The sequence below is a fragment of the Trebonia kvetii genome (assembly GCF_007827045.1).
In the GTDB taxonomy this organism is placed as follows: Bacteria; Actinomycetota; Actinomycetes; order Streptosporangiales; family Streptosporangiaceae; genus Trebonia; species Trebonia kvetii.
In genome coordinates this window covers 833,569-855,769 of record NZ_RPFW01000004.1, presented here as the reverse complement: position 1 = coordinate 855,769, position 22,201 = coordinate 833,569, and the positions used below count along the sequence as shown (strand labels likewise).

The following is a 22,201-nucleotide window of genomic DNA, read 5'->3' as shown; positions in this document are numbered from 1 at the left end:
TGGCGCACCCGATAGACATGGGGCATGCGCATCTGTGTGATCGGTGCCGGCGCGATCGGCGGAGTCATCGCGGCCAGAATCGACGCCGCGGGCGACGCCGAGGTGTCGGTGCTCGCCCGCGGCGCGACGCTTGCGGCCGTCAGGAAGCGCGGCCTGCGCGTCACGTCGGCGGACGGAACACTCACCGCACGGGTGGCCGCATCGGACGACGCCGCGGAACTCGGCCCGCAGGACTTCGTGATCGTCGCGGTCAAGGCGCAGTCCATGCCCGGGGTGGCCGCGTCGGCCGCGCCGCTGCTCGGCGAGTCGACCGCGGTGCTTTCCACGCTGAACGGGGTGCCCTGGTGGTTCCTCGACGGGTTCGGCGGGCCGGCCTTCGGCTGCCACCTGGACAGCGTCGACCCCGGCGGCGCCATGGCGTCCGTGCTTCCGGCGGCGCGGGTGATCGGCGGGACCGTGCACCTGTCCGCGTCGTCGCCCGCACCGGGCGAGGTGTCACTGCGCAGCGGGAACGGCCTGATCATCGGCGAGCTCGACGGGTCGTCCACCGCCCGGCTTGCCGCCCTGGCGGGAGTGCTGCGCGCGGCGGGCCTCGACGTGACCGTGTCGGAGCGGATCAGGGACGACGTCTGGTACAAGCTGTGGGGCAACCTCACGCTCAACCCGATCTGCGCGCTGACCGGCGCCTCGACCGGGCCCGCGCTCGACGATGACCTGGTGCGCGGGCTGATCTCCGCGGCGATGCTCGAGGCGCGGGAGATCGGGGCGCGGATCGGCTGCCCGATCGCGCAGACGCCGCAGGACCGGCACGCGGTCACCCGCAGGCTCGGCGACTTCGTGCCGTCCATGCTGCAGGACGCGCGGGCGGGCAGGCCGCTCGAGCTGGACGCGCTGACCGGCGCGGTGCGTGAACTCGGGGCGCTGACCGGGGTGCCCACGCCGTTCGTGGACGCGATCCACGGGCTGACCCGGGTATGGATGAGCGCCCGCTAGCGATCCGCTCGCGGGCGCTCGTTTTCCGCCGGCACGCCACGGGATCCGCCTGGATGGGCCGGGCGGTGCCGGCTCAGCCGGGCAAGCCGGTGAGGAAGACCGGCCAGCAGATCTCGGTGCGGTAATCGCCCGCCGGGTCGAACCCGTCCGGGTAGTACTCGCGGATCGGGCCGTCGACGCCGATCGCGCGCTCGGCCACGACCGTGCCGATCGCGCCGTAGGTGCGGTCGGTCTCGCTCGCCGGACCCGGGTGCATGGCCACCGCGGCCTCGATACCCCCCACTTCGCGCAGGTGCACGCGGCCGCTGACGTGCCGCCCCTGCAGTCCTGGCTGTCCTTGCTGTCCGGGCGCTGCCGCGACGACCGGCGCGAACACCGTGACCTCGCTCTCGGTGATCTCGAAGAACTCGCCGGGAAACAGCGCGCCGAACGGCCCGGCAGGCTCAAGCCCGGTGGCGGCGAGTGCCGCCTCGAGCTCTGCGAACACACCAGCCCCCCACGCCACCACCTCCGCGCCGCGCACCACCTCCGCGATGGCCAGGGCGGTCACCGCGGGGATCGTGCGGAACTGGATCATCGGCCGCGGCGCGACGCCGCTCAGCAGCGCCCGCAGGCTGCTGACCGCGGCCTGCGTCTCCTCGAGCTGCCGTTCCATCCGCTCCAGGTGCGCCGCGATCTCCCGGTTCCGCTGCGCCACGTCGGGTGCGGAAAGCACGGCCGCGATCGAGTCGAGCGGCATGCCGAGATCGCGCAGCCGCCTGATCACCTGGGCCGAGGCCACCTGCCCGGTGTCATAGGAGCGGTAACCGGAGCTCGGGTCGATCGCGGCCGGCGCCAGGACGCCCACGTCGTGGTAGTGCCGCAGCGCCTTGACGCTCAGGTGCGTCATCCGGGAGAACTCGCCGATGGTCAGCAGCGTGGTTGCCATGACGGAAGTATCGCCTTTCACGAATGGTTGACGGGTCACGAGTGGTTGACCGGTCAGGAGCGGCTGGCGGTCTTCGGGATGATGAAGGTGAGCGCGGCCACCCCGGCGAGCAGCACGGCCATCTGCGCGATGCTCCACCCGTAGGCCACCGCGTAGCCGTGGCCGGCGCCGAGCAGCCCGTAGAAAATGACACCGGAGATGGCGACGCCGATGGCGTTGCCGACTTGCTGCGCGGTGGACATCGCACCGGAGACCGAGCCTGCCGTGCTCGCGTCGGCGTGCGACAGCACGGTCGAGGTGAGCGGCGTGATGCACAGCCCCTGGCCCGCGCCGAGCAGGAACAAGCCCGGGAACAGGGCGGCGACGGCCCCGGTGCTGCCTGCGTCGGCCACGGCGAGCAGCAGCGCCACGTTGCCGAGCGCGGCGACGAGCGCGCCGGCGAACAGCAGGCGGCGGCCGTACTTGACGGTGAGCGCGGGAGCGCGGAACGAGGTAGCCAGGTACCCGGCGGCGAGCACGGCGAACACTCCGCCGGACTTGATCGGGCTGAGCCCGCGGCCCTCCTGCAGGTACAGCGCGAGCAGCAGGTAGCAGGCCGCCTGCTGGCACCAGAACAGCAGCTGGCAGGTGAGCCCGGTGCGGAAGGCGCGGACCGCGAAGATCGACGGGTCGAGCAGCGGCTGGCCGCCGCGCCGCTTTTCGTGGCGCAGCCAGGCGGCGAAGGCGACGAGCACCACCGGTCCCGCGGCGAGGCTGGCTAGGGACCAGGCCGGCCAGCCGTGGGCGCGGCCGTCGAGCAGCGGCAGCACGATCGCGATAAGCGCCGCGGCGAAGAGGGCGGCGCCCCGCAGGTCGAGCTTGCCCGGTGTACCCGAGCGGGACTCGGGTACCCACTTGCGCGCGGCGGCGATCGCGGCGATGCCAACCGGGACGTTCACCCAGAAGATCACCCGCCAGCCGAGGCCGGCCAGGTTCGCGTCGATCAGCACGCCGCCGAGCAGCTGCCCGCCGGCGGCGGCGATGCCCATCACGATGCCGTAGGCGCTGATCGCCCGCACCCGGTCAGGGCCGGCATAGGTGGTGCCGAGAATAGACAGCACGTTCGGCGCCATGATGCCGGCCCCGATGCCCTGGGCCAGCCTGGCCGCGACAAGGAACCCCGCGTCTGGCGCGGCGGCGCACAGCGCCGAGGTGAGGGTGAAGGCCGCGAGCCCGATGCAGAACGCCCTTCTGCGGCCGTAGTGGTCGCCGAGCCGTCCCCCGGTGACCAGGAACGCGGCGCTCGTGAGCCCGTACCCGGCGACCACCCATTCGATGGCGGCCGGGCTCGCGGACAGGCCGCGCTGAATGCTCGGCAGCGCGACGTTGACGACGAAGAAGTCGAGTACGTAGACGAAGGTCCCGCACAAGATGACGGCGAGCGGCGCCCAGCTGACGGTCCGCGGCTTGCCTGTCTCGGTGCGGCTTGCGGTGCTCAAGTCGGTCATGACTTGAGCCTCCGGCCTCCCGTTACAGGAGGGTCAAGCCAGTGCGGGCATCCGGTGGCAACTGTCTTTTTTCCTCCACAACGGGTGCCAGGTGACCCGGTACGGCGCACGGCGACTCTCCCGCGGAGGGCATAACCGAATCCGCTGCCGAGGCGTCTACGCGGCATGAGGACTAATGAGGGTGCTTCCCTGTCTGCTTCGCTTCCCCGGCGCGGTCTGCTCGCCGGCTTGGCCGCCTCGGCGGCTCTCCTGCTCATGACCGGCTGCGGGTCAGGTCCCGGCGCCGCGCCGGCGGCCCGTGCCGCGAGCACGACCACGGTCGCGACTGCGACCCCGGTCTCGACCGCGACCGCTACCCCGGTCTCGACTGTCTCCCCGGCCGGGCCGGCGGGTCCTGCCACGCCGGGTCCCGCGGCGAGCTCGGGCACCGGGCAGCGGTGCGCTCCCGGGCAGATCGGGCCGGTCGGCGCCTCGTTCGTCTCGGCGGACGACGGCTACCTGCTCGGCATCACGTTGAAGGAGTGCTGGGCGGACGCCACCTCCACGCTCAGGCTGCGGAAGACGACCGACGGCGGGCTGCGCTGGACGTCGCTGACCGCGCCGCCCGCGCCGTGGGGCGGAATCGCGCCCAGCGGCCCGGGGCGCGTCCCTGCCAACGGTGTGACCTCGTTGCTGTTCGCCGACGCGCGGAACGGCTGGGCCTACGGGCCTGGACTGTGGGCGACGCACGATGGCGGCGCCTCCTGGCACAGGATCGGCACCAAGGACTGGGCCGTGCAGAGCATGGCGGCGACGGACGGCCGCGTGGTCGCAGTGCTTGAGAGCTGCGACGCATACGACGCCGACTGCGCCGCCCCGTCCTTCGCCGTGCGGACAAGTCCGGCCGCCCGCGACGCGTGGCGGCAGGTCCCCGGGGCTGCCGGTCAGGGCATCCCGTCCGTCGTCGCGCGGGAAGGCATGGCCTTCCTCGTCGTGAGCGCGACCGGCGATGGGTCCCACGCGAAACGCGACACGCTGCTGTCCGGTCCCGCGAACGGCTCCGCGCGCTGGACCAGCCGCTCGATCCCCTGTGGCCGCGGCGCGAACCCGGTATCGGCGACGACGGCGAACCGCCTGGTGCTGTCGTGCGCGATGCTGGGCGCGCACCCGGCGGCGACGCATCTGTATGCCTCGGCGGACGCCGGACGGCACTGGACGAAGATCGCCACGCTCGGCATGTACGACGGCGCGGGCACGGTCGAGCGGACCGGCGCCGGCACCCTGCTGGTGGCCGGGATCTACAACGGGGTGGCGTTGTCCCGCGACGGCGGACGGACCTGGACCTGGCCGGGCGCCATCGACAAGTCGGACAACGTCGGCGGCGGTGACGCGATCGAGGCCGACCTGTTCACCAACGACGCCGGCTACGTCATCGTCACCTGCGGCTCGCTGTGGATCACCCGCGACGCCGGGCGGACCTGGCGGCCGGTCACCGTCCGGTAAGCGACCGCCGGCCGCGGCGGCGCCCTGCACCGTCCGAAGCGCGGGCCGCCTGCCTCTCGCAGGTAACCCGCGCTTCCCGGTGGCTCGCATTTCGCGGGGGCCGCGTTTCGCGAGTTGCGCGCCCCGCGCGCCTATTGCTGTTATCCGGCTAGGCGGAGACGAGGTCGCAGACGAAGATCAGGGTCTCGCCCGGCTTGATGGTGCTGCCCGCGCCGCGGTTGCCGTAGCCGAGGTCGGGCGGAATGACCAGCTTGCGGCGCCCGCCCACCTTCATGCCCTGCACGCCCTGATCCCAGCCCTGGATGACCTGCCCGACGCCGAGGCGGAAGCGCAGCGGCTCGCCCCGGTTCCAGCTCGCGTCGAACTCCTCGCCCGTGGAGTAGGCGACACCGACGTAATGCACCTCGACGGTGTCCCCGGCTCCGGCGGTCTTGCCTTCGCCCTCCCAGACGTCGGTGATCTCAAGGGCCTTGGGCGGTGTGCCCTCGGGATAGTCCACTTCCGGCTTCGTGATGTCCATGTTCCTGACCTTACCGATCACGGCAGATCAAACCCTTGATTCGGAATGGATTCGGTATTCCGCGCCTAGGCTAGGGCCTGCGGCCGCTGCCGGGCATGGGAGGATCGTCCGGTGGTTCCCGCGGCCATTCACGACTTCTTCACCGCAAGCGCCGGAGTAGCCGGGGCGCTCATCGGGCTGCTCTTCGTGGCCATCTCGGTTTCCGCCGAACGGCTCGCGAAGGCCGAGGCCTCGGCACAGACGCTCCGGATCCGCGCGTACGCGGCGCTGACGGCGTTTATCAACGCGCTGTCTGTCTCGCTCTTCGCGCTGGTCCCAGGGGAGAAGATCGGGTGGACCTCAGTGATCGTGGCGATCGTCGGGCTGCTGTTCGTGGCGGCGTCGCTGCTGTCGCTCATCCGGCTGCGGCAGGTCCGCTGGGCCAGCCTGCGAGACGGCCTATTCCTCGTCGGGCTGGCCGTCACGTTCGTGCTGCAGATGGTCGCTGGGATAAATGTGGTCCAGCGGCCGGGTGACTCCGGCTCGGTGAACACGATCGCGATCCTGGTGGTCGTCTGCTTCGTTGTCGGGATCTCCCGGGCGTGGGAGCTGATCGGCGGCCCGTCGATCGGCATCGGGCACGAGGTCGTCGCCTTGGTCCGCGGCGGCGACACCGTGCGGGACGGCGCACCGGTGTCCGGGGCCCCGCCAGGCGGGGCCCCGGACACCGCTGGGAGCGCCGAGGCACCGCGGGCCGCTGGGGACGCGCCAGGCGGCGACGCTCCACCCAGTGGTGCGGGCGAGTTCTAGCTGGTGGTGTACTCGGTCGTCCAGGTGTGACCCGCGTCGCTCGTGGCCTCGATCGCGAACGTGTTCGTCTTGAGGTTCTCGCCGACCACCCAGCCCTGGTTCGTGCTGAGGAAGGCGGCCGCGAGCGGCTTGTTGATCGCGGCGATGTTCCGTGCGTCGCTGAGGGTGCCGCCGCCGTTTCCTGCCAGCGAGAGCGGCGCCGCGCCCCAGCCGTTGGCCGGCGGGGTGTAGCCGACGAACGCGGCGGCATCCGAACTGATCGCGCTGAACGGACCCGGTTCAGAGCCGGGACCCGCGTTCAGGTGCAGCTTCGGGCGGAGCGAGGACTCGAGCATCGGCTCCTCCATGACACCGCGCCAGTGGCCGCCGTCACTGGTGGCATAGGCGAGATACGGCGAGTGCATCATCGCGGTGCCCTGCCCGACGAACAGCACCCACGCCGCGTTCTGGCCGGTGCACTGCACGTTGGGCGTGTCACCGATCGCCCCCGACTCCACCCTGACCGCGGGCGGCTCGGTGAACGACTTCGTCCAGGTCGTGCCGCCATCGGTGGTGTGCCAGATCACACCGGGAGTACCGAGATAGCCGTTCGACGCGCTGGTGAAGCAGGCGGTCTCCGGGTTGGCCGGGGTGCCGCCCAGTTGCTGCCAGGTCTGGCCGCCATCGGTGGTCCGCAGCAGCTGGCTGCCGGAAACCGGGCCGGACAGGCCGCCGAGGACCGGCGCGCCCGCGGCGCCCGCGCCGCCGGCCACCGCGTACCCGACGCTCGGCGAGACGAAGTGGACGGTGTCGATGCCCTGGCACTGGGTGCCAGGCCGGGACGCGCTGAGCGCGGGCTCGGCCGCCGCCGTCCAGGTGGCCCCGCCGTCGGTGGTGTGCAGCAGCGCGTTCTTGCCGACGGCCCAGCCATGCGCCGCGTCGGTGAAGTCCACCTGGTACAGGGCGGCCGGGCCGGTGTACTGCCTGGTCCAGCTGTGCCCGCCGTCGCTTGTCGCCAGGATTCGGCCGTTGCCCGCCGCCCAGCCATGGCTGGCGTCGACGAACTGGATGGCCTGGAGCGACGGGATGGCTCCGCCCGCTGTGCCGCCGCCGCCGGCGGGCGCGCGATCGGCGGTGACCGACGCCCCGGTACTCGTGCAGTTCGCGGTGGACGGCGATGACGATGATGACGGTCCGCCGGCGGCGGCGCGGGTTTCCCCGGTGGCGCTCGCCGCGGGGGCCTTGCTGGCCGGCTGGCGGGGAGCCTGCTCGCTGGCCAGCTGCGCGGTACCGCAGCCGCCGAGCAGACCGGCGGCCGCGAGCGCCGCGACCGCCGGGCCGATGGCCCGCGCACGCTGCCGTCCGGCCCCGGCGAGACGCGCGGGACGAGGGGTACCCGCAGGGCCGACATTTGCCTTGTTCGTGTCCATGGGCTGCATCTCTTTCCTCGGGGGTATGAGGTGCCGCCTACCCCTGAGCAGCGCTCACTATCATTCTGCACGCGCGATCTTGGGGGTAACTGGGGGTTTGCGTGCGACCACTACCCGTGGATCTTAGTCGCAACAAGTGAGTTCTTGCATCCATTCCGTGACGGAACCAGTGCCGGGTCGCGGCCCCGGTGCTACCCGCCGGGGCCGCCGCGGGTCACTCGCCGGTGTAGGACATCACGTGCTTGATGCGGGTGTAGTCCTCGAACCCGTACATCGACAGGTCCTTGCCGTAGCCGGAGTGCTTGAAGCCGCCGTGCGGCATCTCGGCGATGAACGGCAGGTGGGTGTTGATCCACACCACGCCGAAGTCCAGGCGGCGGCTGACCCGCAGGGCGCGGGCGTGGTCCTTGGTCCAGACGCTCGCGCCGAGGCCGTACCGCACGTCGTTGCCCCACCGGACGGCCTCGTCCTCGTCGGTGAACCGCTGGACGGTGATGACCGGGCCGAAGACCTCGTCCTGGATCATCTCGTCGTCCTGCCTGAGCCCGGAGACGATGGTCGGCTCGAAGAAGTAGCCGGGGCCGGAGATCGCGTGGCCGCCCGCCGCCACGGTGGCGTGGGCCGGCGTCCTGTCGAGGAAGCCGGAGACCCGGGAGAGCTGGACGGGGTTGTTCAGCGGGCCGTAGTTCGCGTCGGTCACGTCGAGCCCGCCGGTCTTGGTGGACCGCGCCTGCTCGGCGAGCGCGTCGGCGAGGTCGGCGGCGATGCGCGGCCCGGCGATGACCCGGGCGGCGGCGGTGCAGTCCTGACCGGCGTTGTAGAAGCCGGCGTTCGCGATGGCCTTGGCGGCCGACTCGACGTCGGCGTCGTCGAACACGATCACCGGGGCCTTGCCGCCAAGCTCCAGGTGCACCCGCTTGAGGTCGTCGGCGGCAGTCCTCGCGACCTCCATGCCCGCCCGCACCGAGCCGGTGATGGACACCATGGCGGGGATCGGGTTCGCCACCATGGCGCGGCCGGTGTCCCGGTCGCCGCACACCACGTTGAACACGCCGGGCGGGAAGAACTCGGCCGCGATCTCGGCGAGCAGCACCGTGGAGACCGGGGTGGTGTCTGACGGCTTGAGCACCACCGTGTTGCCCGCCGCTATCGCGGGCGCGAACTTCCACAGGCCCATCATCAGCGGGTAGTTCCAGGGCGTGACCTGGGCGCAGACGCCGATCGGCTCGCGCCTGATCATTGAGGTGTGGTCGCGCAGGTACTCACCCGCCGACCTTCCCTCGAGCACCCGGGCGGCGCCGGCGAAGAAGCGCAGGTGATCCACGCTCGGCGGCACCTCGTCCGTGCTCGCGATGGCGAGCGGCTTGCCGGTGTTGCGGCACTCGGCCTCGGTGAGCTCCGCGGACCGCGCCTCGATGGCGTCCGCGAACTTCAGCAGGGCGCGCGAGCGCTCGGCCGGGGTGGTGTCGCGCCACGTCTCGAACGCGTCCCTGGCGGCGCGCAGCGCGTCGTCGACGTCGGCAGCCGAGCTGACGGGCGCCGAGGCGTACGACTCGGCCGTGCTCGGATCGATCACGTCGCTGTAGCGGCCGTCACGCGGCTCGCACTGCTTGCCGTTCACGAAGTTGCGTAGCGTTGCCTGCGTCATCCCAGCCTCCAGTGCCGCCAGTGGTCGTACGCGGGCTCTCGCGGGCCCATGCGATGAGCTTCGCAAAGTTAGGTACCTGCGACAAGTGATTCCGTGGAAGATTGGACGTTTATCTGCGAAATTAGTTGACAACTGGGCTTGACACGACAAGCATGAGGGGTGAGGGTCAACTTCGGAAGGATGTGATCGGATGGCCCACGGCCCGCGCGGCGGTATGGCCGCCACGCCGGCGCTCGATGAGATTTCCAAGCGGATCATCGAGCAGCTTCAGGCCGACGGGCGTCAGTCCTACGCGGCGATCGGCAAGGCGATCGGGCTGTCGGAAGCGGCTGTCAGGCAGCGCGTTCAGCGGCTGCACGAGGCCGGGGTGATGCAGATCGTCGCGGTCACCGATCCGCTCAAGCTCGGCTTCAGGCGCCAGGCCATGATCGGCCTGCGCTGCGACGGCGACCTTGAGAAGCTGGCCGACCAGCTCGCCGCCATGGACGAGATCGACTACGTGGTGCTGACCGCCGGCTCGTTCGACCTCCTGCTCGAGGTGGTCTGCGAGGACGACGATCACCTGCTCGAGATTCTGAGCAGGGTCCGCGGGGTACCGTCCGTCACGTCGACCGAAACCTTCGTTTATCTAAAGCTACGCAAGCAGACCTACACCTGGGGGACACGGTGACTCTTTCTTCTGACGAGCTCCAGGCGGCGGCCAAGCAGCACCTGTGGATGCACTTCACGCGGATGTCGTCCTACAACAACGGCGACATCCCGGTGATCGTCCGCGGCAGCGGGCCGTATGTGTACGACGACAAGGGCAAGCGCTACCTGGACGGCCTCGCCGGGCTCTTCGTGTCCATGGTGGGCCATGGACGCACTGAGCTGGCCGAGGCCGCCTCCAAGCAGGCCTCCGAGCTGGCCTACTTCCCGCTGTGGTCCTACGCCCACCCGGCGGCGGTGCAGCTCGCCTCCCGCCTCGCCGAGCTCGCACCTGGCGACCTGAACCGGGTCTTCTTCACCACGTCGGGATCCGAGGCCGTCGAGTCGGCCTGGAAGCTCGCCAAGGCGTACTTCAAGCGCAAGGGCGAGCCCGGCAGGTACAAGGTGCTCAGCCGCGAGTACGCCTACCACGGCACCTCGATGGGCGCGCTCGCCGTCTGCGGCCTGTCCGCGATCAAGCACGACTTCGAGCCGCTGCCGCCAGGCGGCATCCGGGTGCCGAACACGAACTTCTACCGCGCGCCGGAGTTCGTCGCCGACAACGAGACCAAGTTCGGGATCTGGGCCGCCGACGAGATCGAGCGGGCGATCCTGCGCGAGGACGCCGAGTCCGTCGCGGCGGTGTTCCTCGAGCCGGTGCAGAATTCCGGCGGCTGCTTCACCCCGCCGCCCGGCTACTTCCAGCGGGTGCGCGAGATCTGCGACAAGTACGGCGTGCTGCTGGTGTCCGACGAAGTGATCTGCGCGTTCGGTCGGCTCGGCTACTACTTCGGCTCCGAGCGGTACGGATACGTGCCCGACATCATCACCTTCGCCAAGGGCGTCACCTCCGGCTACTCGCCGCTCGGCGGCATGATCGTCCGCGACGAGCTGATGGAGCCGTTCCTGCAGGGCAACGCGACGTTCCTCCACGGCATCACGTTCGCCGGGCACCCGGTGTCGTCCGCGGTGGCGCTGGCCAACCTGGACGTCTTCGAGCGGGACAACCTGCTCGGCAACGTGCGGGCCAACGAGGACGGCTTCCGCTCCGCCCTGGACAAGCTCACCGACCTGCCGATCGTCGGCAACATCCGCGGCGCCGGCTACTTCTACGGCATCGAGCTGGTCAAGGACAAGAACACCAAGGAGACGTTCGACGACGACGAGTCGGAGCGGCTGCTGCGCGGGTTCCTGTCGCACGCCCTGTTCGACGCCGGCCTCGTCTGCCGCGCCGACGACCGCGGCGACCCAGTGATCCAGCTCGCCCCGCCGCTGATCTGCACCCAGGAGCACTTCGACGAGATCGAGCAGATCCTCCGCTCGGTCCTCACCGAGGCGTGGACCAAGCTCTGACGACGCGCGCAGCGCTCTGACGACGCGCGCAGCGCGGGCGGGCCGCACGATACGAGGGAAATCGTGACCGCGCTGACGCTGGGGCAGCGTAAGGAAAACCTGCCGGCCGAGGTCAGCTGCTCATCCTTGACACCTGCGAGCATCTCGCCGGGGGCTGCGCGGACCTCGCCGCGCTGCTGCTTTCCGCGGCGCCCCGGGTGCGCCTCCTCGCGACAAGCCGGGTACCGCTCCACGCGGCCGGCGAGCACACGCTGCTCATCTCGCCGCTCGAGGTTCCCGCCGACGACGCGGCCGCCGGCTACTCGGAAGCCGCCGCCCTGTTCGCCGACCGCGCGCGGGCGGCCGTCCCCGACTTCGAGCTCACACCGCGGAACACGCCCGCCGTGGCTGAGCTGTGCCGGCGGCTCGACGGCATACCGCTCGCGCTCGAACTGCACCTCGAGCACATCTTCGGCAAGCTCGGCCTGTCCTCGCGCACGCAGCTGTCGACCTTGATGCTAGCCGGGCGGGAGCCCGGCTAGCACCGCCGTCGCGTTGCCCGGGCGCCCTACTTGTGGACGGTGAGCGTGACGTAGCCCTTGCACCCGTCGGTGCACGGCAGGTAGTCGGCGACCAGCATCTCGAGGTGGTACTTGCCCGCCTTGAGCTTGGGGAGCTTGACCTTGCAGGACGTGTGGCTCGCGCAGGTCGCCCAGGCGACCCCCACGATCGCGGGCTTCTTGCTGATGGTCAGGATCTCGGCCAGGTTCGCGTTCGGAATGGCGACGAACCCGGTGCCGGTCACCGTGGCCGCGACCGCCGTGCTGGCCTTCACCGAGGACGGCGAGACACCGTGCGTGCTGACCCGTCCGAGGCCGCCGCGCGCGTAGTAATGACACATGTCGGCGGCCATGCCTGGGTCGAAGTACGGCAGGTCCTTGGCCGTGAGCAGCGGGGTGCCGAGGCCGGTGGCCTCGTCGTACCCGGTGGTCGCCGGGTAGAGGCCGCCGGTGTAGCCGGACGCCGTGTCGTCGTTGTTGCCCTTGGTGATGTCGTGCAGCAGCGTCGGCGGCGTCTCGAGGTAGACGAGGGCGTTGTTGACGGCCACCTCGAGGTACAGGGCCTGCGGCAGCATGACGTGCGGGCCGGCGTTCCAGCCGAGGGCCGAGCAGAACGGCGAGGCGTCGATCAGCGCCGCCTCCGCCGCCACCAGGGACGTCGCCGCGGACGTGCCGTAGAAGCCCGTCCACTTGTTCTTGTAGAACACGACGTAGGGGCTGGACCCGCCCGCGTTGGCGGATATGTCGGGCACCTGGCGCCGGTAGCCGTTGCGGTCGCTGCCTGACTTGCAGGACGCGGCCGCGACCGAGTTCTTGGAGATCAAGCCGGTGATCTGCCCGATACTCGAATCCTGCTGGTGGAGGTCCTGGTAGGACGGCATGCACAGCAGCGTGGAGACGCCGCCGCCGGTCGCTCCCGGGTTGGCGTTGCCCGAGCCGTTCCACGCCACCTCGTTGGACAGGACGCCCGCGCTCGTCATCGTGGTACCGCCGACGGAAAACACGTTCGTCGCCGATGCCGGTGCCGTGGGGCTCAGTGCGGCGGACTTCGACGACCCCGCGAAGCATCCGGTCGACCCGGAGTCACCGGAAGCGGCGACCGTGGTGATGCCCTTGGCATTGAGCGTCTTGAACACCGTCTGGTAGGCGGATAGCAGCGCCGTGCCCGATTCGATCTCACACAGCCCGTAGGAGATCGAGAAGACCTGGTCCCTGTCGAGGGCGGCGACCTTGGCCGCGATGTCGTAGAGCGGGGTGATGCCCGGCTGGCCGTCCTGGTAGTCGTCGATGGTGACCCCGGGCGCGATGCCCGCGATGTTCTCGATGTCGAGCGCTGCCTCGCCGCCGCCCGCACCGGTGCCCACCGACTTGCCCACCTTGGTGTTCACCACCTTGGTGGAGATCCCGTAGCACTTCTCATAGCCCTTGATGTCGGTGCCCAGGTTCGGCTCAAGCTCAGCCACCGCCACGCTCAGCCCCAGGCCGAAGTCGCTCACCTTGTACAGGCTGGTCATCTCGTAGTGCGCGGCCAGCTGATTCGCGGTGAAGCCGTGCATGGCGATCGCCTGGTCGGTCGCGGAGTTGCAGGCCGTGGGCCCGTGCGCCGCGCTCACCGCGGGGCTGACCGCCACCGGCCCGCTGCGCTTGGGCGTGCTCGTGGCGGAGACCTGGTGGGACAGCGCGTGCGGCTGGTACACGGTGTCGAGGCCGAGCACGCCGTCGATCGCCGGGGCGATCGACGCCGGGATCTTCGGCGCGGCGGAGTTCGCGTACGCGACCCGGCCGCCGGGCAGCCGGTAGCTGACCAGCCGCACGCCGAACGCTCGCTCGACCGCGGCCGCGGTGCCGGTGACCGGGATGTAGAGCCGGTCGGGATCGACGCTGCCCGGATGCAGGCCCATGCTCGCGAGCGTGCTCGACACCCGCGCGATCGCCGCGGGCGACAGGCCGAACTCGGGACCGAACTGATCGTTGCCGACGAACCGGCCGAAGTACGGTGACTTCGGGTTCGCGAGCCCGGCGACGAGCGCGTCGAGTCCCGCCTCGTTGCCGAGCTTCAGCGTCACGTCGAACGTCAGCCCGGTGGTGGGGGCCAGGGCGCCGAGCCGGACCGCGCCGGCCGGGAGCGGCGTGGCCGCGCTCCCCGCCAGGGCCACGCTCGCGTCGGCCGCCCCCGCCGATGAGGGGATGGCCACGGCGGCGAACGCCCCGGCCGCGATGGCGACCGCCGCCGCCGCAGCGGTCAGGCGGTACTTGCCTCGGTGCATGTGCTGATCCCTCCGTCTCAGGCGGTCAACACGGTTGCCGCCAGACTGCTGATGAAGCCGGTGGTCGCCGCGGACGACCGCGATCTCAGGAGACGACCGTGACCGAGCCACCGCTTGCTGTCACCTTGAACCCGCCGAGGCAGGCGCCGCTGGAATTGCTGACGGTCCAGATGTAGCCGGTGTACGTGCTGACCCCAGACGAGCCGCCCGGCCCGACCGTGCCAAAGCTGGCGAAACTGCCGCTTGTCGTGTACTCGCCGATCGAGATCGGCGCGTTGCTGTTATTGATGAAGGTGAAATTCGCCACCGCACCCGTGGTGGACGTCCCACCGCAGCCGACCGACGAGGCGCCGGAGTAGCCGCCGATGGACTGCGACGGGGGCGGCGGCGGGGTCGTGGTGTGCGTCGGCGGCGTCGTCGTGTGCGTGGCCGGCGGGGTCGTGCTCGGGGTGTAGGCCGGCGTCGTCGCCGGCGGCGGGGTGTACGCCTGCGTGGTCGCCGCCGCCGAGGAGGTCGTCGGCCGCGGCGGGTTCGGCTTCTTGGTCGTCACGTGGGGCTTGGGCTTAGTGGTGCTGACCTTGGGTGACGCGCTCTTGCTCGGTGTCGGCGACGGGGAAGGCGACGGGGACGGGCTGTGCGACGTGGTCACGACGACCGACGGGCTTGGACCCGATGCCGACTTGCTCGGGCCGCCGCCGCTCACCGCGAAGCCGATCCCGGTGCCCGCCAGGACGACGAGAGCCGCGGCCGCCGCGAGCAGGATGCGGCGGCGCTGGTTCGGCCGGGGCAGCGGCGTGACGACGCCGCCTGGCGGCGTCGGCCCCATCGGGCCGCTACCGCCCGGGCCGCCGAAGCCGGGGCCGCCGGTGCCCTGGGTACCGGCGCCGGTGCCCTGGGTACCGGCGCCGGTGCCCGTGGCGACCGTGCCTGGTCCCGCGGCGAAGACCGCGGGACCGCCGCCCGGCGGGGTGCCGACGGCAGGCGGAATGGTGGACAGCCCGATGGTGGCCTGGCCGGTGTACTCGGGCACGCCACCCGACGGCGGATAGATGGGCTCGATCCTGGTGTCCGCGACGCCGGGCGGTGCGGCCGCCGCGGCGGCACCCATGGCCGCGACCCCGGCGACCGCCGCGGGCACGCCCGAGGCGGGCGGAACCTCGGCGACGTGCGGAGCATCCGCGACGGACACCGCGTCCTCGACCGGCGGGGCCTCGGAGACGGCGGACGGCACCTGAACGCCGGCCGGCGTCAGCGGAACCGCGCTCGCCGCGGGCGCTTCGTCCGCGACGGCCTCGCCCGCGACCGCACCCACGATGGCGGCAGCCACGGCCGGAGCAACCGCCGTCAGCCCCGCAGGCGTCCCCGGCGTGACGGGAGTGGTGTCCTGCAGCTTGACCGCGGCCGACGGCGTCGGAGTCACCGCCGTCGGCACGTACTTGCCGAGCGCCTGCGTGAACGGCTCGGGCAGCCACTGCGGCGTGACCACACCGATGCCCGCACCGAGCGCGTCGAGGTCGGTGAGCAGTTCGCCGGGGGTCGGCCGGTCCGCGGGGTCCTTGGCAAGGCACCGCTCGATCAGCGGGCGGACCTGGTCGGGCACCTGGGCCAGGTTCGGCTCCTTGGCCACCACCCGGTACATCAGGGCCGGGGTAGGCCCGCTGCCGAACGGCCCCTCCCCCGTCGCCGCGAACACCAGCACGCCGCCGAGGCTGAAGACGTCGCTCGGCGGGCCGACGACCTGGCCCTCGGCCTGCTCGGGCGACAGGTAGCCCGGCGAGCCCATGACGGTGCCCGTCTGGGTCAGCATGGACGCCTCGCGGGCGCGGGAAATGCCGAAGTCGATCACTCGCGGCCCGTCGGCGGCGAGCAGCACGTTCGACGGCTTCATGTCCCGGTGCACGACGCCCGCCGCGTGAATCGCCTGCAGCCCCTCGGCCAGGCCCGCCGCCAGCGCGAGCACCGACTCCGGCGGCAGCGGCCCCTGCCCCTCCACGGCCTCGGCGAGCGAAGGGCCTGCCACGTACGCGGTCGCCAGCCACGGCACCGAGCTCTCCGTGTCCGCGTCGACAACCAGCGCGGTGAACATCCCGCCGACGCCGCGTGCCGCCGAGACCTCGCGCGCGAACCTGGTGCGGAACCCCGGCTCATTCGCCAGCTGCGGCTGAATAACCTTCACCGCCACGGTCCGGCCGCCTGGCGACCTGGCCAGGTACACCACGCCCATGCCGCCCTGTCCGAGCCGCCCGAGCAGTTTGTATGGCCCGACCATAGCCGGGTCGCCTGGCAGCAGGTTCTTTACCACGATGTCACCAGGGAAAAAGGTGCCAGGTCCCCCCGGCAGCACCCGCACATGTCAAAGCCCGCCCACTTATTGAAAATGATGTATGCGAGGTTTATCCGCCCTACGGCAAGGTTCTACCATACCTACCGCCCAATTTGCATTATTGGCAGGCGGTAACGAATTGGCATCGGCAAAGGTGCAGCCCATCCGCCCCTTCCGTGCCAGCAGGCTCGCACTTAACGGCCCGGGCCAGCCGAACAGCAAATCCCAATATTCATCAAGATCTGGGGCCGCTACCTTCCCTGCCGTCACCAGTCGTTTACCGTCAGACGGCAAAGTCTCCGCATGTCAGATGACTCGGGGGCCGATTTGTCCAGGCGGCAGATGATCGTCGCGGGGACCACTGGCCTGCTGTCCGCGACCGCGGCGGGACCGACACGCGCCGCGGCCCGGGGGCGTTCCGAGCCCGCCGACGGCACGCCAGAGCAGATCCACCTCACTTGGGACGACGATCCGACTTCCACTGTGGTGGTGTCGTGGGCGTCGGCCGGACAGGCGGTGCGGCCCCGGGTGCGCATCGGCCAGCGTGTCATCGCCGCCGCGGAACGCGCCTATACCGACGCGCTGAGCGGCACCATCGTGTGGACGTATCACGCGCGGGTGGACAAGCTGCGCCCCGGCGCCACCTACGGCTACGCGGTCACCGCCGACAACGACTCGAACGGCGCCGACCCGTTCAGCGCCACGTTCAGCACCGCACCCGCGGGCCGTGCCCGCTTCCGGTTCACCAGCTTCGGCGACCTTGCCACGCCGAACCCCGCGTGGGCCAGCTCCTACGGCCAGGCGGCCTACGCGGTGGGCGCGGTGGAGACCTTCCAGCCGCTGTTCCACCTGATCAACGGGGACCTGGCGTACGCGGACCTGACCCCGGCGGCGCAGCCGCAGGTCTGGCGCGACTTCGGCAACAACGTGCAGGCCTCGGCGGCGAACCGGCCGTGGATGCCGGTGCCGGGTAATCACGAGCTCGAGCTCGGCAACGGCGCCCACGGCCTCGCCTCCTACCTGACCAGGTACACGCTGCCGTCCAACGGCGTGGACGGGCTCGACGGGCGGTGGTACGCGTTCCGGGTGGGCACGGCGCTGTTCGTCTGCCTGAGCGGCGACGACGTCGCGTATCAGGACGGCGGCGGGTTCGTCGCCGGCCCTGGCCCGCTGGTGCCCGCGCCGGCTACGGGCCATCCGCCGCTGGCGGCCGGCACCTCCAGGTACGTGCGGGGTTACTCGGGCGGCGTGCAGACCCGCTGGCTGGAGTCGACCCTGGCGGCCGCACGCGGCGACGCGTCGATCGACTGGATCGTGGTGCAGCTGCACCAGTGCGCCTGCTCGTCGGCACCCGGCGGCAACGGCTCCGACCTGGGGGTGCGCCGGGAATGGCTGCCGCTCTTCGACCGCTACGAGGTCGACCTGGTGCTGTCCGGGCACGACCACGGCTACGAGCGGTCCTTCCCCGTCCGCGGCTGCGACACCGACGCCGGCCAGGACGCGCTGACCGGCCTGACGGCCGACACCCGGCGGCCGCATCCGGTGACCACCGTGGACAGCGGGGTGTTCGACACCAGCCAGGGCACCGTCCACCTGGTCCTCGGCTGCGGCGGCAGCATCCCCGCCCCCGGCTCCCCACGGAACCCAGAGGCGCCGACGGCGGGCGGGGCTCCGGGGATGGGCGACGTGCCGGGGACGGCCGGGGCATCCGGGACGGGCGCCGCATCCGGCCGCTCGCCCGTCCGCGAGGCGGGCGTCTTCACCAGGCCCGGCCGGCCCGTGCCGGGCGGCGCCGCTCCCGGCGGGTACACCAGGCCCGCCGCCGACGCCGTCGAGGAGGCGACCTGGTCCGCGCGGCGCGACGGGTCGACCGCGTACGGCATCGCGGTGTTCGACGTCAACCCGGGCAGCGACGCCGGCGGCCAGACGTCGGTCACCGTGCGGTACTACCACGCGGTCGGCGCCGACCAGGTGAGCCCGGCGACCGGACAGCCGGGCGCGCCGAGCGGCGACTACACCCTGTTCGAAACGTTCACCCTGGTCAGGCCGCGATCCGATGGGCGGCGCTGGCACCTGAAGGAATAGCGGCGGCCTGGGACGCGAAGGGGGGACGAATAGAACGGGCACGACCCTGGCAGGCGCGCGGACGCGGTGCCCCGGTAACGTCGGTAGCCGTGACGGACGTGGACGCGGTTGTCGTTGGTGCCGGGGTGGTCGGGCTGACGACCGCCATATCGCTCGCCGAGGCGGGGCTGTCCACGCGGATTGTCAGCGCCACGCCGCCGCCCGCGGCGACGTCGGTCGCGGCGGGCGCCATCTGGGGCCCGGTGCGCTGCGGACCGCCGCAGCGGTGCCTCGCCTGGTCGCGTAGCGCCCTCGACGTGCTGTCCGGGCTGGCAGCCGACCCGGACTCTGGCGTGCATTTCGTGTCGGGACGCGAGGTGGCGGCGCACCACGCGACGCCGCCCGACTGGCTCACGCTGCTGCCGGAAACCAGGCTGCTCGGTCCCGGCGACCTGCCGCCAGGCTTCGTCTCCGGCTGGGCGTACACCGCGCCGGCCATGAACATGCCGGTCTACCTGGAGTACCTGCTCGCCCGATACGCCGCGCTCGGCGGTTCGGTGACCGTCGAGACCGTCGCGTCGCTCGCGGACGTCGCCGCGCCCGTGGTGGTGAACTGCACCGGCATCGGCGCGCGCGACCTGGTGCCCGACGAATCGGTCGTGCCGGTGCGCGGGCAGGTCGTCGTCGTGGAGAATCCCGGGATCAGCGAGTTCTACCTCGACCACGGCGACGACGGCGCGGACTACCGGTACCTGTTCCCGCACCCCGACGTCGTGGTGCTCGGCGGCACCGCCTACGAGGGGGCATCGGACATGGCGCCGCGGCCGGAGGTGTCCGACCGCATCCTGCGGGACCTCACGGCCGTCTTCCCGTCGCTACGGGATGCCAGGGTTATCGCGGAACGGGTTGGGCTGCGACCGGTCCGCCCGACGGTGCGCCTGGAGGCGGAGTCGCTGTCCGGCGGCCGGCTGCTGTGGCACAACTACGGGCACGGCGGCGCCGGTGTCACCCTGTCGTGGGGCTGCGCCGCCGAACTGACCGCCGGGGTACTCGCGTGACCGGCAATGGCCGGATCGCCCGGCGGCAGGTCCTTTAGCAAAGGGTCATCCGCGGCAATAGAGCCGTGAATGCCCCGCGGTAACCGCACAATGCCAAAGGCCCGCACCACTTATACGCATGCGAGGTTTTACGCGCTTAACGGAGTTGCACCATAACCGCGCGTGTCACGGCATTGCCGGCGAATGCCGTTTGCCGCCCGCCACCTGCGCTACGGGACCGGCTGCCGCGCCGGGCCGGCCTCCTGCGCCGGCATCGCATTGCTCGTCGGGAGCGGATAGGGGATGCCCACGTCGAGCGTGCCGGTGAGCGCGTTGAGCACCGCCTCCTCGACCACGGTGAGGTTGGAGCCGATCGACGTTCGCCGGCGGGTCGTTGAGCAGATGGAACGGCTGCAGGTAGCCGGCGGCGCTCGGCCCGGTGCCCGGCTGGAAGCCGTACTGGTCGAAGATCGGCGTGCCGTTGGCGTTCTTGAGCACGTTCGGGTCGGAGAAGCCGCGCGTCCCCGACAGGGTGCCGAAGTAGTGGTCGAAGCTGCGGTTCCCCTGCATCAGGATCACGATGTGCTTGACGTCGCTGAGGCTCGCGGCGGTGGTGCCTGCCGCGTCGGCCCCGCCGATCATGAACGTGCGTCGCGTGGTCTCGTTTTTGCCCGGGTCATCGTCCCTGAGGCGAGCGTAGGAGCGGCGATTGGCCGCCGGCTAGCCACTGCGTGACATCGAGGTGACTTGCTGACGTCACGCCCGTCAGGTGCCGTCTCGCAGGTCAGCGGGCGCCCCCGTCCGGAAGCCGATCGAGTCGAAGACCGCGGCGCAGCGGTCGCCGAGCGGCGACTGGGCGAGGAAGCCCACCCGGGCGCCCGACGCCTCACCGAGGGTGAAGTAACGCAGCAGCCGCCAGTAACTGCCGTCTAGCGATGCGTGAAAGGCCCAGGCCCGTCCCGACCTGGTAATGCGCAGCCACAGCGGGCCGCCTTCCGTCTCGAATGAGTTGCTGTCGTCCGAGGTGCCATGGGTAACCACGGTGACCGCGGTCGGTTTCCGCTGCGGCGAGAATTCGTAGCAGAGTTTCGCCCACCGGCGATCGCTGAGATAAAGCAGTAGCACTCCCGCGTCGAAGGTGGAATTGAAGCCCACGCTGACCCGCGCGGTGAGGGTGAAATCCTCCTCGCCAGGCAGCCCCGTCCACCGCCCCGCGTCCGGCCTGGCGCCTTCATCGCCGGCCGGGTCGATAAACATGTCGGACTTTGCCCCACTTATCAGTGTTAGTACTCCGGCAGACACGTCGGCCTGGCATGCTGGGGACCCAGACGGCTCAAGAGGAAACGGCACTCCCGGTAGGTACAAATCGGTCACTGTGGAAGTCTTTCACGGTCTGGTGCCACGAACCAGCATTCACAGCCGTCCGCACATCTTTACAAGCTCGCCGCCGCGAGCGCATAGCTAGGAGGGGTCGGTGCCGCAGGTCACTCTGGACCGAAGGGCAGACGACAACGACACGACCGAGCCCGCCGTGCGGCGCGGCAGGCACCGGAGCGGGCGCCAGGCCCCGCGCCACCCGGGCCGGGTCGCCGCCCGGCCGCGCAGGTCGCGATCGGTTGCGCTGCTGGCGCTCACGGGGACTCTGGCGGGCGGCGGGCTCACCGCGATCGGCATTCTCGCCTCGGGCGGCGGTGACTTCGTCACGACCGGCGCGGTCGCGCTCCGGCCGTCGGCGGTGGCCTCACTGCCCGGTGCGGGCAGCGTGCAGGGCGCGGGCAAGGCGATCCCCACCATGCCTCAGTTCGACTTCGCGCCGAGCCCGGTGATGACCGCCTTCCGGGCGCGGAAGCCCTCCGCGCTGCGCGCCAAGCCGACGCCGACGGAAACCACGCCCACGGCGTCCCCCACGCCGACAAGCGCGCAGTCCACGCCGACGCCTCCCCCGGCCACGACGCCGACCGCCACGCCGCCGCCCGTCGGCACTGCCTCCTGCAAGAACCCGGTGTTCACCACGTCGACCCTGTACGGCACCTACACCGCGCTGCCGTACTTCGTCGCCAACAACGAGTGGAACGCCGGCGGTTCCGGCCTGGCGCAGACGCTCGACGTCTGCGCGCCCGGCAGCTGGTCGGTGACCGCGGCGGTGAACAGCGGCAGCAAGTCCGTGAAGACCTACCCCAACGTGCACCGTGACTTCAACTCGCCGGCGATCAGCTCGCTGAAGTCCGTCACGAGCACGTTCGCGGAATCGGAGCCGGCCGGCGCGCCCGGGGCCTACGAGAACGCCTACGACATCTGGCTCAACGGGATCGCCAACCCCGCCAGCGGCAGCGACGAGGTGATGATCTGGAACGAGAACCACGGCCAGATCCCCGGCGGGTCACCCCAGGGCACCGTGACGTTCGACGGGCACGCCTTCACCGTGTGGAAGGGCGACGGCAACTACTTCGCCTTCGTCGCCAATTCGACGTTCACGTCGGGCACCCTGAACCTGCGCGCGTTCTTCCAGTACCTCATGGACAAGGGCTGGATCCCGGGCAACTCCACGCTCAGCGAGGTCTGCTACGGCGTCGAGGTGGTCAACACCACCGGCGCGCAGGAGACATTCAACGTCACCAACTTCTCCGTCGACGCCAGCTGACCCCGGGCACGCGGAAGGCGTTGCCGTAGGGTCG

General features: G+C 71.1%; 18 protein-coding genes. 9 read left to right on the top strand and 9 right to left on the bottom strand.

The window, feature by feature from the left end:
• Nucleotides 1-24 precede the first annotated feature (24 nt).
• A complete protein-coding gene (locus EAS64_RS23865; protein ID WP_145856199.1) occupies nt 25-993 on the top strand; it encodes a 2-dehydropantoate 2-reductase in 969 nt (322 codons plus the stop codon).
• A gap of 73 nt (nt 994-1,066) precedes the next feature.
• Here the strand turns inward: EAS64_RS23865 and EAS64_RS23860 are convergent, their stop codons facing one another.
• Nucleotides 1,067-1,921, bottom strand: coding sequence for a MerR family transcriptional regulator (locus EAS64_RS23860; RefSeq protein ID WP_145856197.1), 855 nt, complete (start codon nt 1,919-1,921; stop codon nt 1,067-1,069).
• Nucleotides 1,922-1,974: 53 nt separating this feature from the next.
• Nucleotides 1,975-3,408 (bottom strand): MFS transporter, encoded by a 1,434-nt coding sequence (locus EAS64_RS23855; protein ID WP_145856194.1) that lies wholly within the window; start codon nt 3,406-3,408, stop codon nt 1,975-1,977.
• A gap of 165 nt (nt 3,409-3,573) precedes the next feature.
• Between EAS64_RS23855 and EAS64_RS23850 the strand changes: the two genes are divergently transcribed.
• The gene (locus tag EAS64_RS23850) at nt 3,574-4,890 is read left to right on the top strand and encodes a WD40/YVTN/BNR-like repeat-containing protein (protein WP_145856192.1); all 1,317 of its coding nucleotides are present in this window, start codon (nt 3,574-3,576) and stop codon (nt 4,888-4,890) included.
• Nucleotides 4,891-5,038: 148 nt separating this feature from the next.
• Here the strand turns inward: EAS64_RS23850 and EAS64_RS23845 are convergent, their stop codons facing one another.
• Nucleotides 5,039-5,410 carry an FKBP-type peptidyl-prolyl cis-trans isomerase gene (locus EAS64_RS23845; protein ID WP_145856190.1) on the bottom strand — a complete coding sequence of 124 codons (372 nt, stop codon included), beginning with the start codon at nt 5,408-5,410 and terminating at the stop codon, nt 5,039-5,041.
• Between the two features lie 111 nt (nt 5,411-5,521).
• Between EAS64_RS23845 and EAS64_RS23840 the strand changes: the two genes are divergently transcribed.
• Nucleotides 5,522-6,199: a hypothetical protein gene (locus tag EAS64_RS23840; protein ID WP_145856188.1), complete on the top strand. Its 678-nt coding sequence runs from the start codon at nt 5,522-5,524 to the stop codon at nt 6,197-6,199.
• Here the strand turns inward: EAS64_RS23840 and EAS64_RS23835 are convergent.
• Nucleotides 6,196-7,608, bottom strand: a complete 1,413-nt coding sequence (locus EAS64_RS23835) for a WD40/YVTN/BNR-like repeat-containing protein (RefSeq protein ID WP_145856186.1) — start codon at nt 7,606-7,608, stop codon at nt 6,196-6,198. The two genes, EAS64_RS23840 and EAS64_RS23835, sit on opposite strands and share 4 nt — an antisense overlap.
• A 214-nt stretch (nt 7,609-7,822) precedes the next feature.
• A complete protein-coding gene (locus tag EAS64_RS23830) occupies nt 7,823-9,256 on the bottom strand; it encodes a gamma-aminobutyraldehyde dehydrogenase (protein WP_145856184.1) in 1,434 nt (477 codons plus the stop codon).
• Between the two features lie 190 nt (nt 9,257-9,446).
• Between EAS64_RS23830 and EAS64_RS23825 the strand changes: the two genes are divergently transcribed.
• From EAS64_RS23825 to EAS64_RS23815, 3 genes are all read left to right on the top strand, one after another.
• The gene (locus EAS64_RS23825; protein WP_145856182.1) at nt 9,447-9,926 is read left to right on the top strand and encodes an Lrp/AsnC family transcriptional regulator; all 480 of its coding nucleotides are present in this window, start codon (nt 9,447-9,449) and stop codon (nt 9,924-9,926) included.
• A complete protein-coding gene (locus EAS64_RS23820) occupies nt 9,923-11,296 on the top strand; it encodes an aspartate aminotransferase family protein (protein WP_281283306.1) in 1,374 nt (457 codons plus the stop codon). The genes EAS64_RS23825 and EAS64_RS23820 overlap by 4 nt, the downstream gene beginning before the upstream one ends.
• Before the next feature lie 197 nt (nt 11,297-11,493).
• The gene (locus EAS64_RS23815) at nt 11,494-11,817 is read left to right on the top strand and encodes a hypothetical protein (RefSeq protein WP_145856179.1); all 324 of its coding nucleotides are present in this window, start codon (nt 11,494-11,496) and stop codon (nt 11,815-11,817) included.
• A gap of 26 nt (nt 11,818-11,843) precedes the next feature.
• On the opposite strand, the gene EAS64_RS23810 is transcribed toward EAS64_RS23815, so the two are convergent.
• The gene (locus EAS64_RS23810; protein ID WP_145856177.1) at nt 11,844-14,102 is read right to left on the bottom strand and encodes a S53 family peptidase; all 2,259 of its coding nucleotides are present in this window, start codon (nt 14,100-14,102) and stop codon (nt 11,844-11,846) included.
• A gap of 85 nt (nt 14,103-14,187) precedes the next feature.
• Nucleotides 14,188-16,404, bottom strand: coding sequence for a serine/threonine protein kinase (locus EAS64_RS43775; protein ID WP_222849526.1), 2,217 nt, complete (start codon nt 16,402-16,404; stop codon nt 14,188-14,190).
• 324 nt (nt 16,405-16,728) lie between these two features.
• Here EAS64_RS43775 and EAS64_RS23800 point away from each other — a divergent pair, with 324 nt between their 5' ends.
• A complete protein-coding gene (locus EAS64_RS23800; RefSeq protein ID WP_145856175.1) occupies nt 16,729-18,510 on the top strand; it encodes a purple acid phosphatase family protein in 1,782 nt (593 codons plus the stop codon).
• Nucleotides 18,511-18,599: 89 nt separating this feature from the next.
• Nucleotides 18,600-19,547, top strand: coding sequence for an FAD-dependent oxidoreductase (locus EAS64_RS23795; RefSeq protein WP_145856173.1), 948 nt, complete (start codon nt 18,600-18,602; stop codon nt 19,545-19,547).
• A 165-nt stretch (nt 19,548-19,712) separates the two neighbouring features.
• On the opposite strand, the gene EAS64_RS23790 is transcribed toward EAS64_RS23795, so the two are convergent.
• Together EAS64_RS23790 and EAS64_RS23785 are read right to left on the bottom strand one after the other, a co-directional pair.
• On the bottom strand, nt 19,713-20,168 hold the full coding sequence (locus EAS64_RS23790; RefSeq protein ID WP_145856171.1) for an alkaline phosphatase family protein: 456 nt from the start codon (nt 20,166-20,168) through the stop codon (nt 19,713-19,715).
• A gap of 123 nt (nt 20,169-20,291) precedes the next feature.
• Entirely contained in the window at nt 20,292-20,828 is a 537-nt protein-coding gene (locus EAS64_RS23785; RefSeq protein WP_342782066.1) for a DUF1349 domain-containing protein, read from the bottom strand.
• Nucleotides 20,829-21,000: 172 nt separating this feature from the next.
• On the opposite strand from EAS64_RS23785, the gene EAS64_RS23780 reads away from it, so the two are divergent.
• Complete coding sequence (locus tag EAS64_RS23780; protein ID WP_145856167.1) at nt 21,001-22,167, top strand: GH12 family glycosyl hydrolase domain-containing protein; 1,167 nt, start codon at nt 21,001-21,003, stop codon at nt 22,165-22,167.
• The last annotated feature ends 34 nt before the right edge of the window (nt 22,168-22,201 follow it).

Excerpts from the sequence above, each read along its gene's own strand:
- EAS64_RS23825 (WP_145856182.1), top strand. The coding sequence starts at position 9,447 with ATGGCCCACGGCCCGCGCGGCGGTATGGCCGCCACGCCGGCGCTCGAT.
- EAS64_RS23865 (WP_145856199.1), top strand. The coding sequence starts at position 25 with ATGCGCATCTGTGTGATCGGTGCCGGCGCGATCGGCGGAGTCATCGCG.
- EAS64_RS23845 (WP_145856190.1), bottom strand. The coding sequence starts at position 5,410 with ATGGACATCACGAAGCCGGAAGTGGACTATCCCGAGGGCACACCGCCC.
- EAS64_RS23790 (WP_145856171.1), bottom strand. The coding sequence starts at position 20,168 with ATGATCGGCGGGGCCGACGCGGCAGGCACCACCGCCGCGAGCCTCAGC.
- EAS64_RS23860 (WP_145856197.1), bottom strand. The coding sequence starts at position 1,921 with ATGGCAACCACGCTGCTGACCATCGGCGAGTTCTCCCGGATGACGCAC.
- EAS64_RS23830 (WP_145856184.1), bottom strand. The coding sequence starts at position 9,256 with ATGACGCAGGCAACGCTACGCAACTTCGTGAACGGCAAGCAGTGCGAG.
- EAS64_RS23855 (WP_145856194.1), bottom strand. The coding sequence starts at position 3,408 with ATGACCGACTTGAGCACCGCAAGCCGCACCGAGACAGGCAAGCCGCGG.
- EAS64_RS23800 (WP_145856175.1), top strand. The coding sequence starts at position 16,729 with ATGTCAGATGACTCGGGGGCCGATTTGTCCAGGCGGCAGATGATCGTC.
- EAS64_RS23810 (WP_145856177.1), bottom strand. The coding sequence starts at position 14,102 with ATGCACCGAGGCAAGTACCGCCTGACCGCTGCGGCGGCGGCGGTCGCC.
- EAS64_RS23835 (WP_145856186.1), bottom strand. The coding sequence starts at position 7,608 with ATGGACACGAACAAGGCAAATGTCGGCCCTGCGGGTACCCCTCGTCCC.
- EAS64_RS23850 (WP_145856192.1), top strand. The coding sequence starts at position 3,574 with ATGAGGACTAATGAGGGTGCTTCCCTGTCTGCTTCGCTTCCCCGGCGC.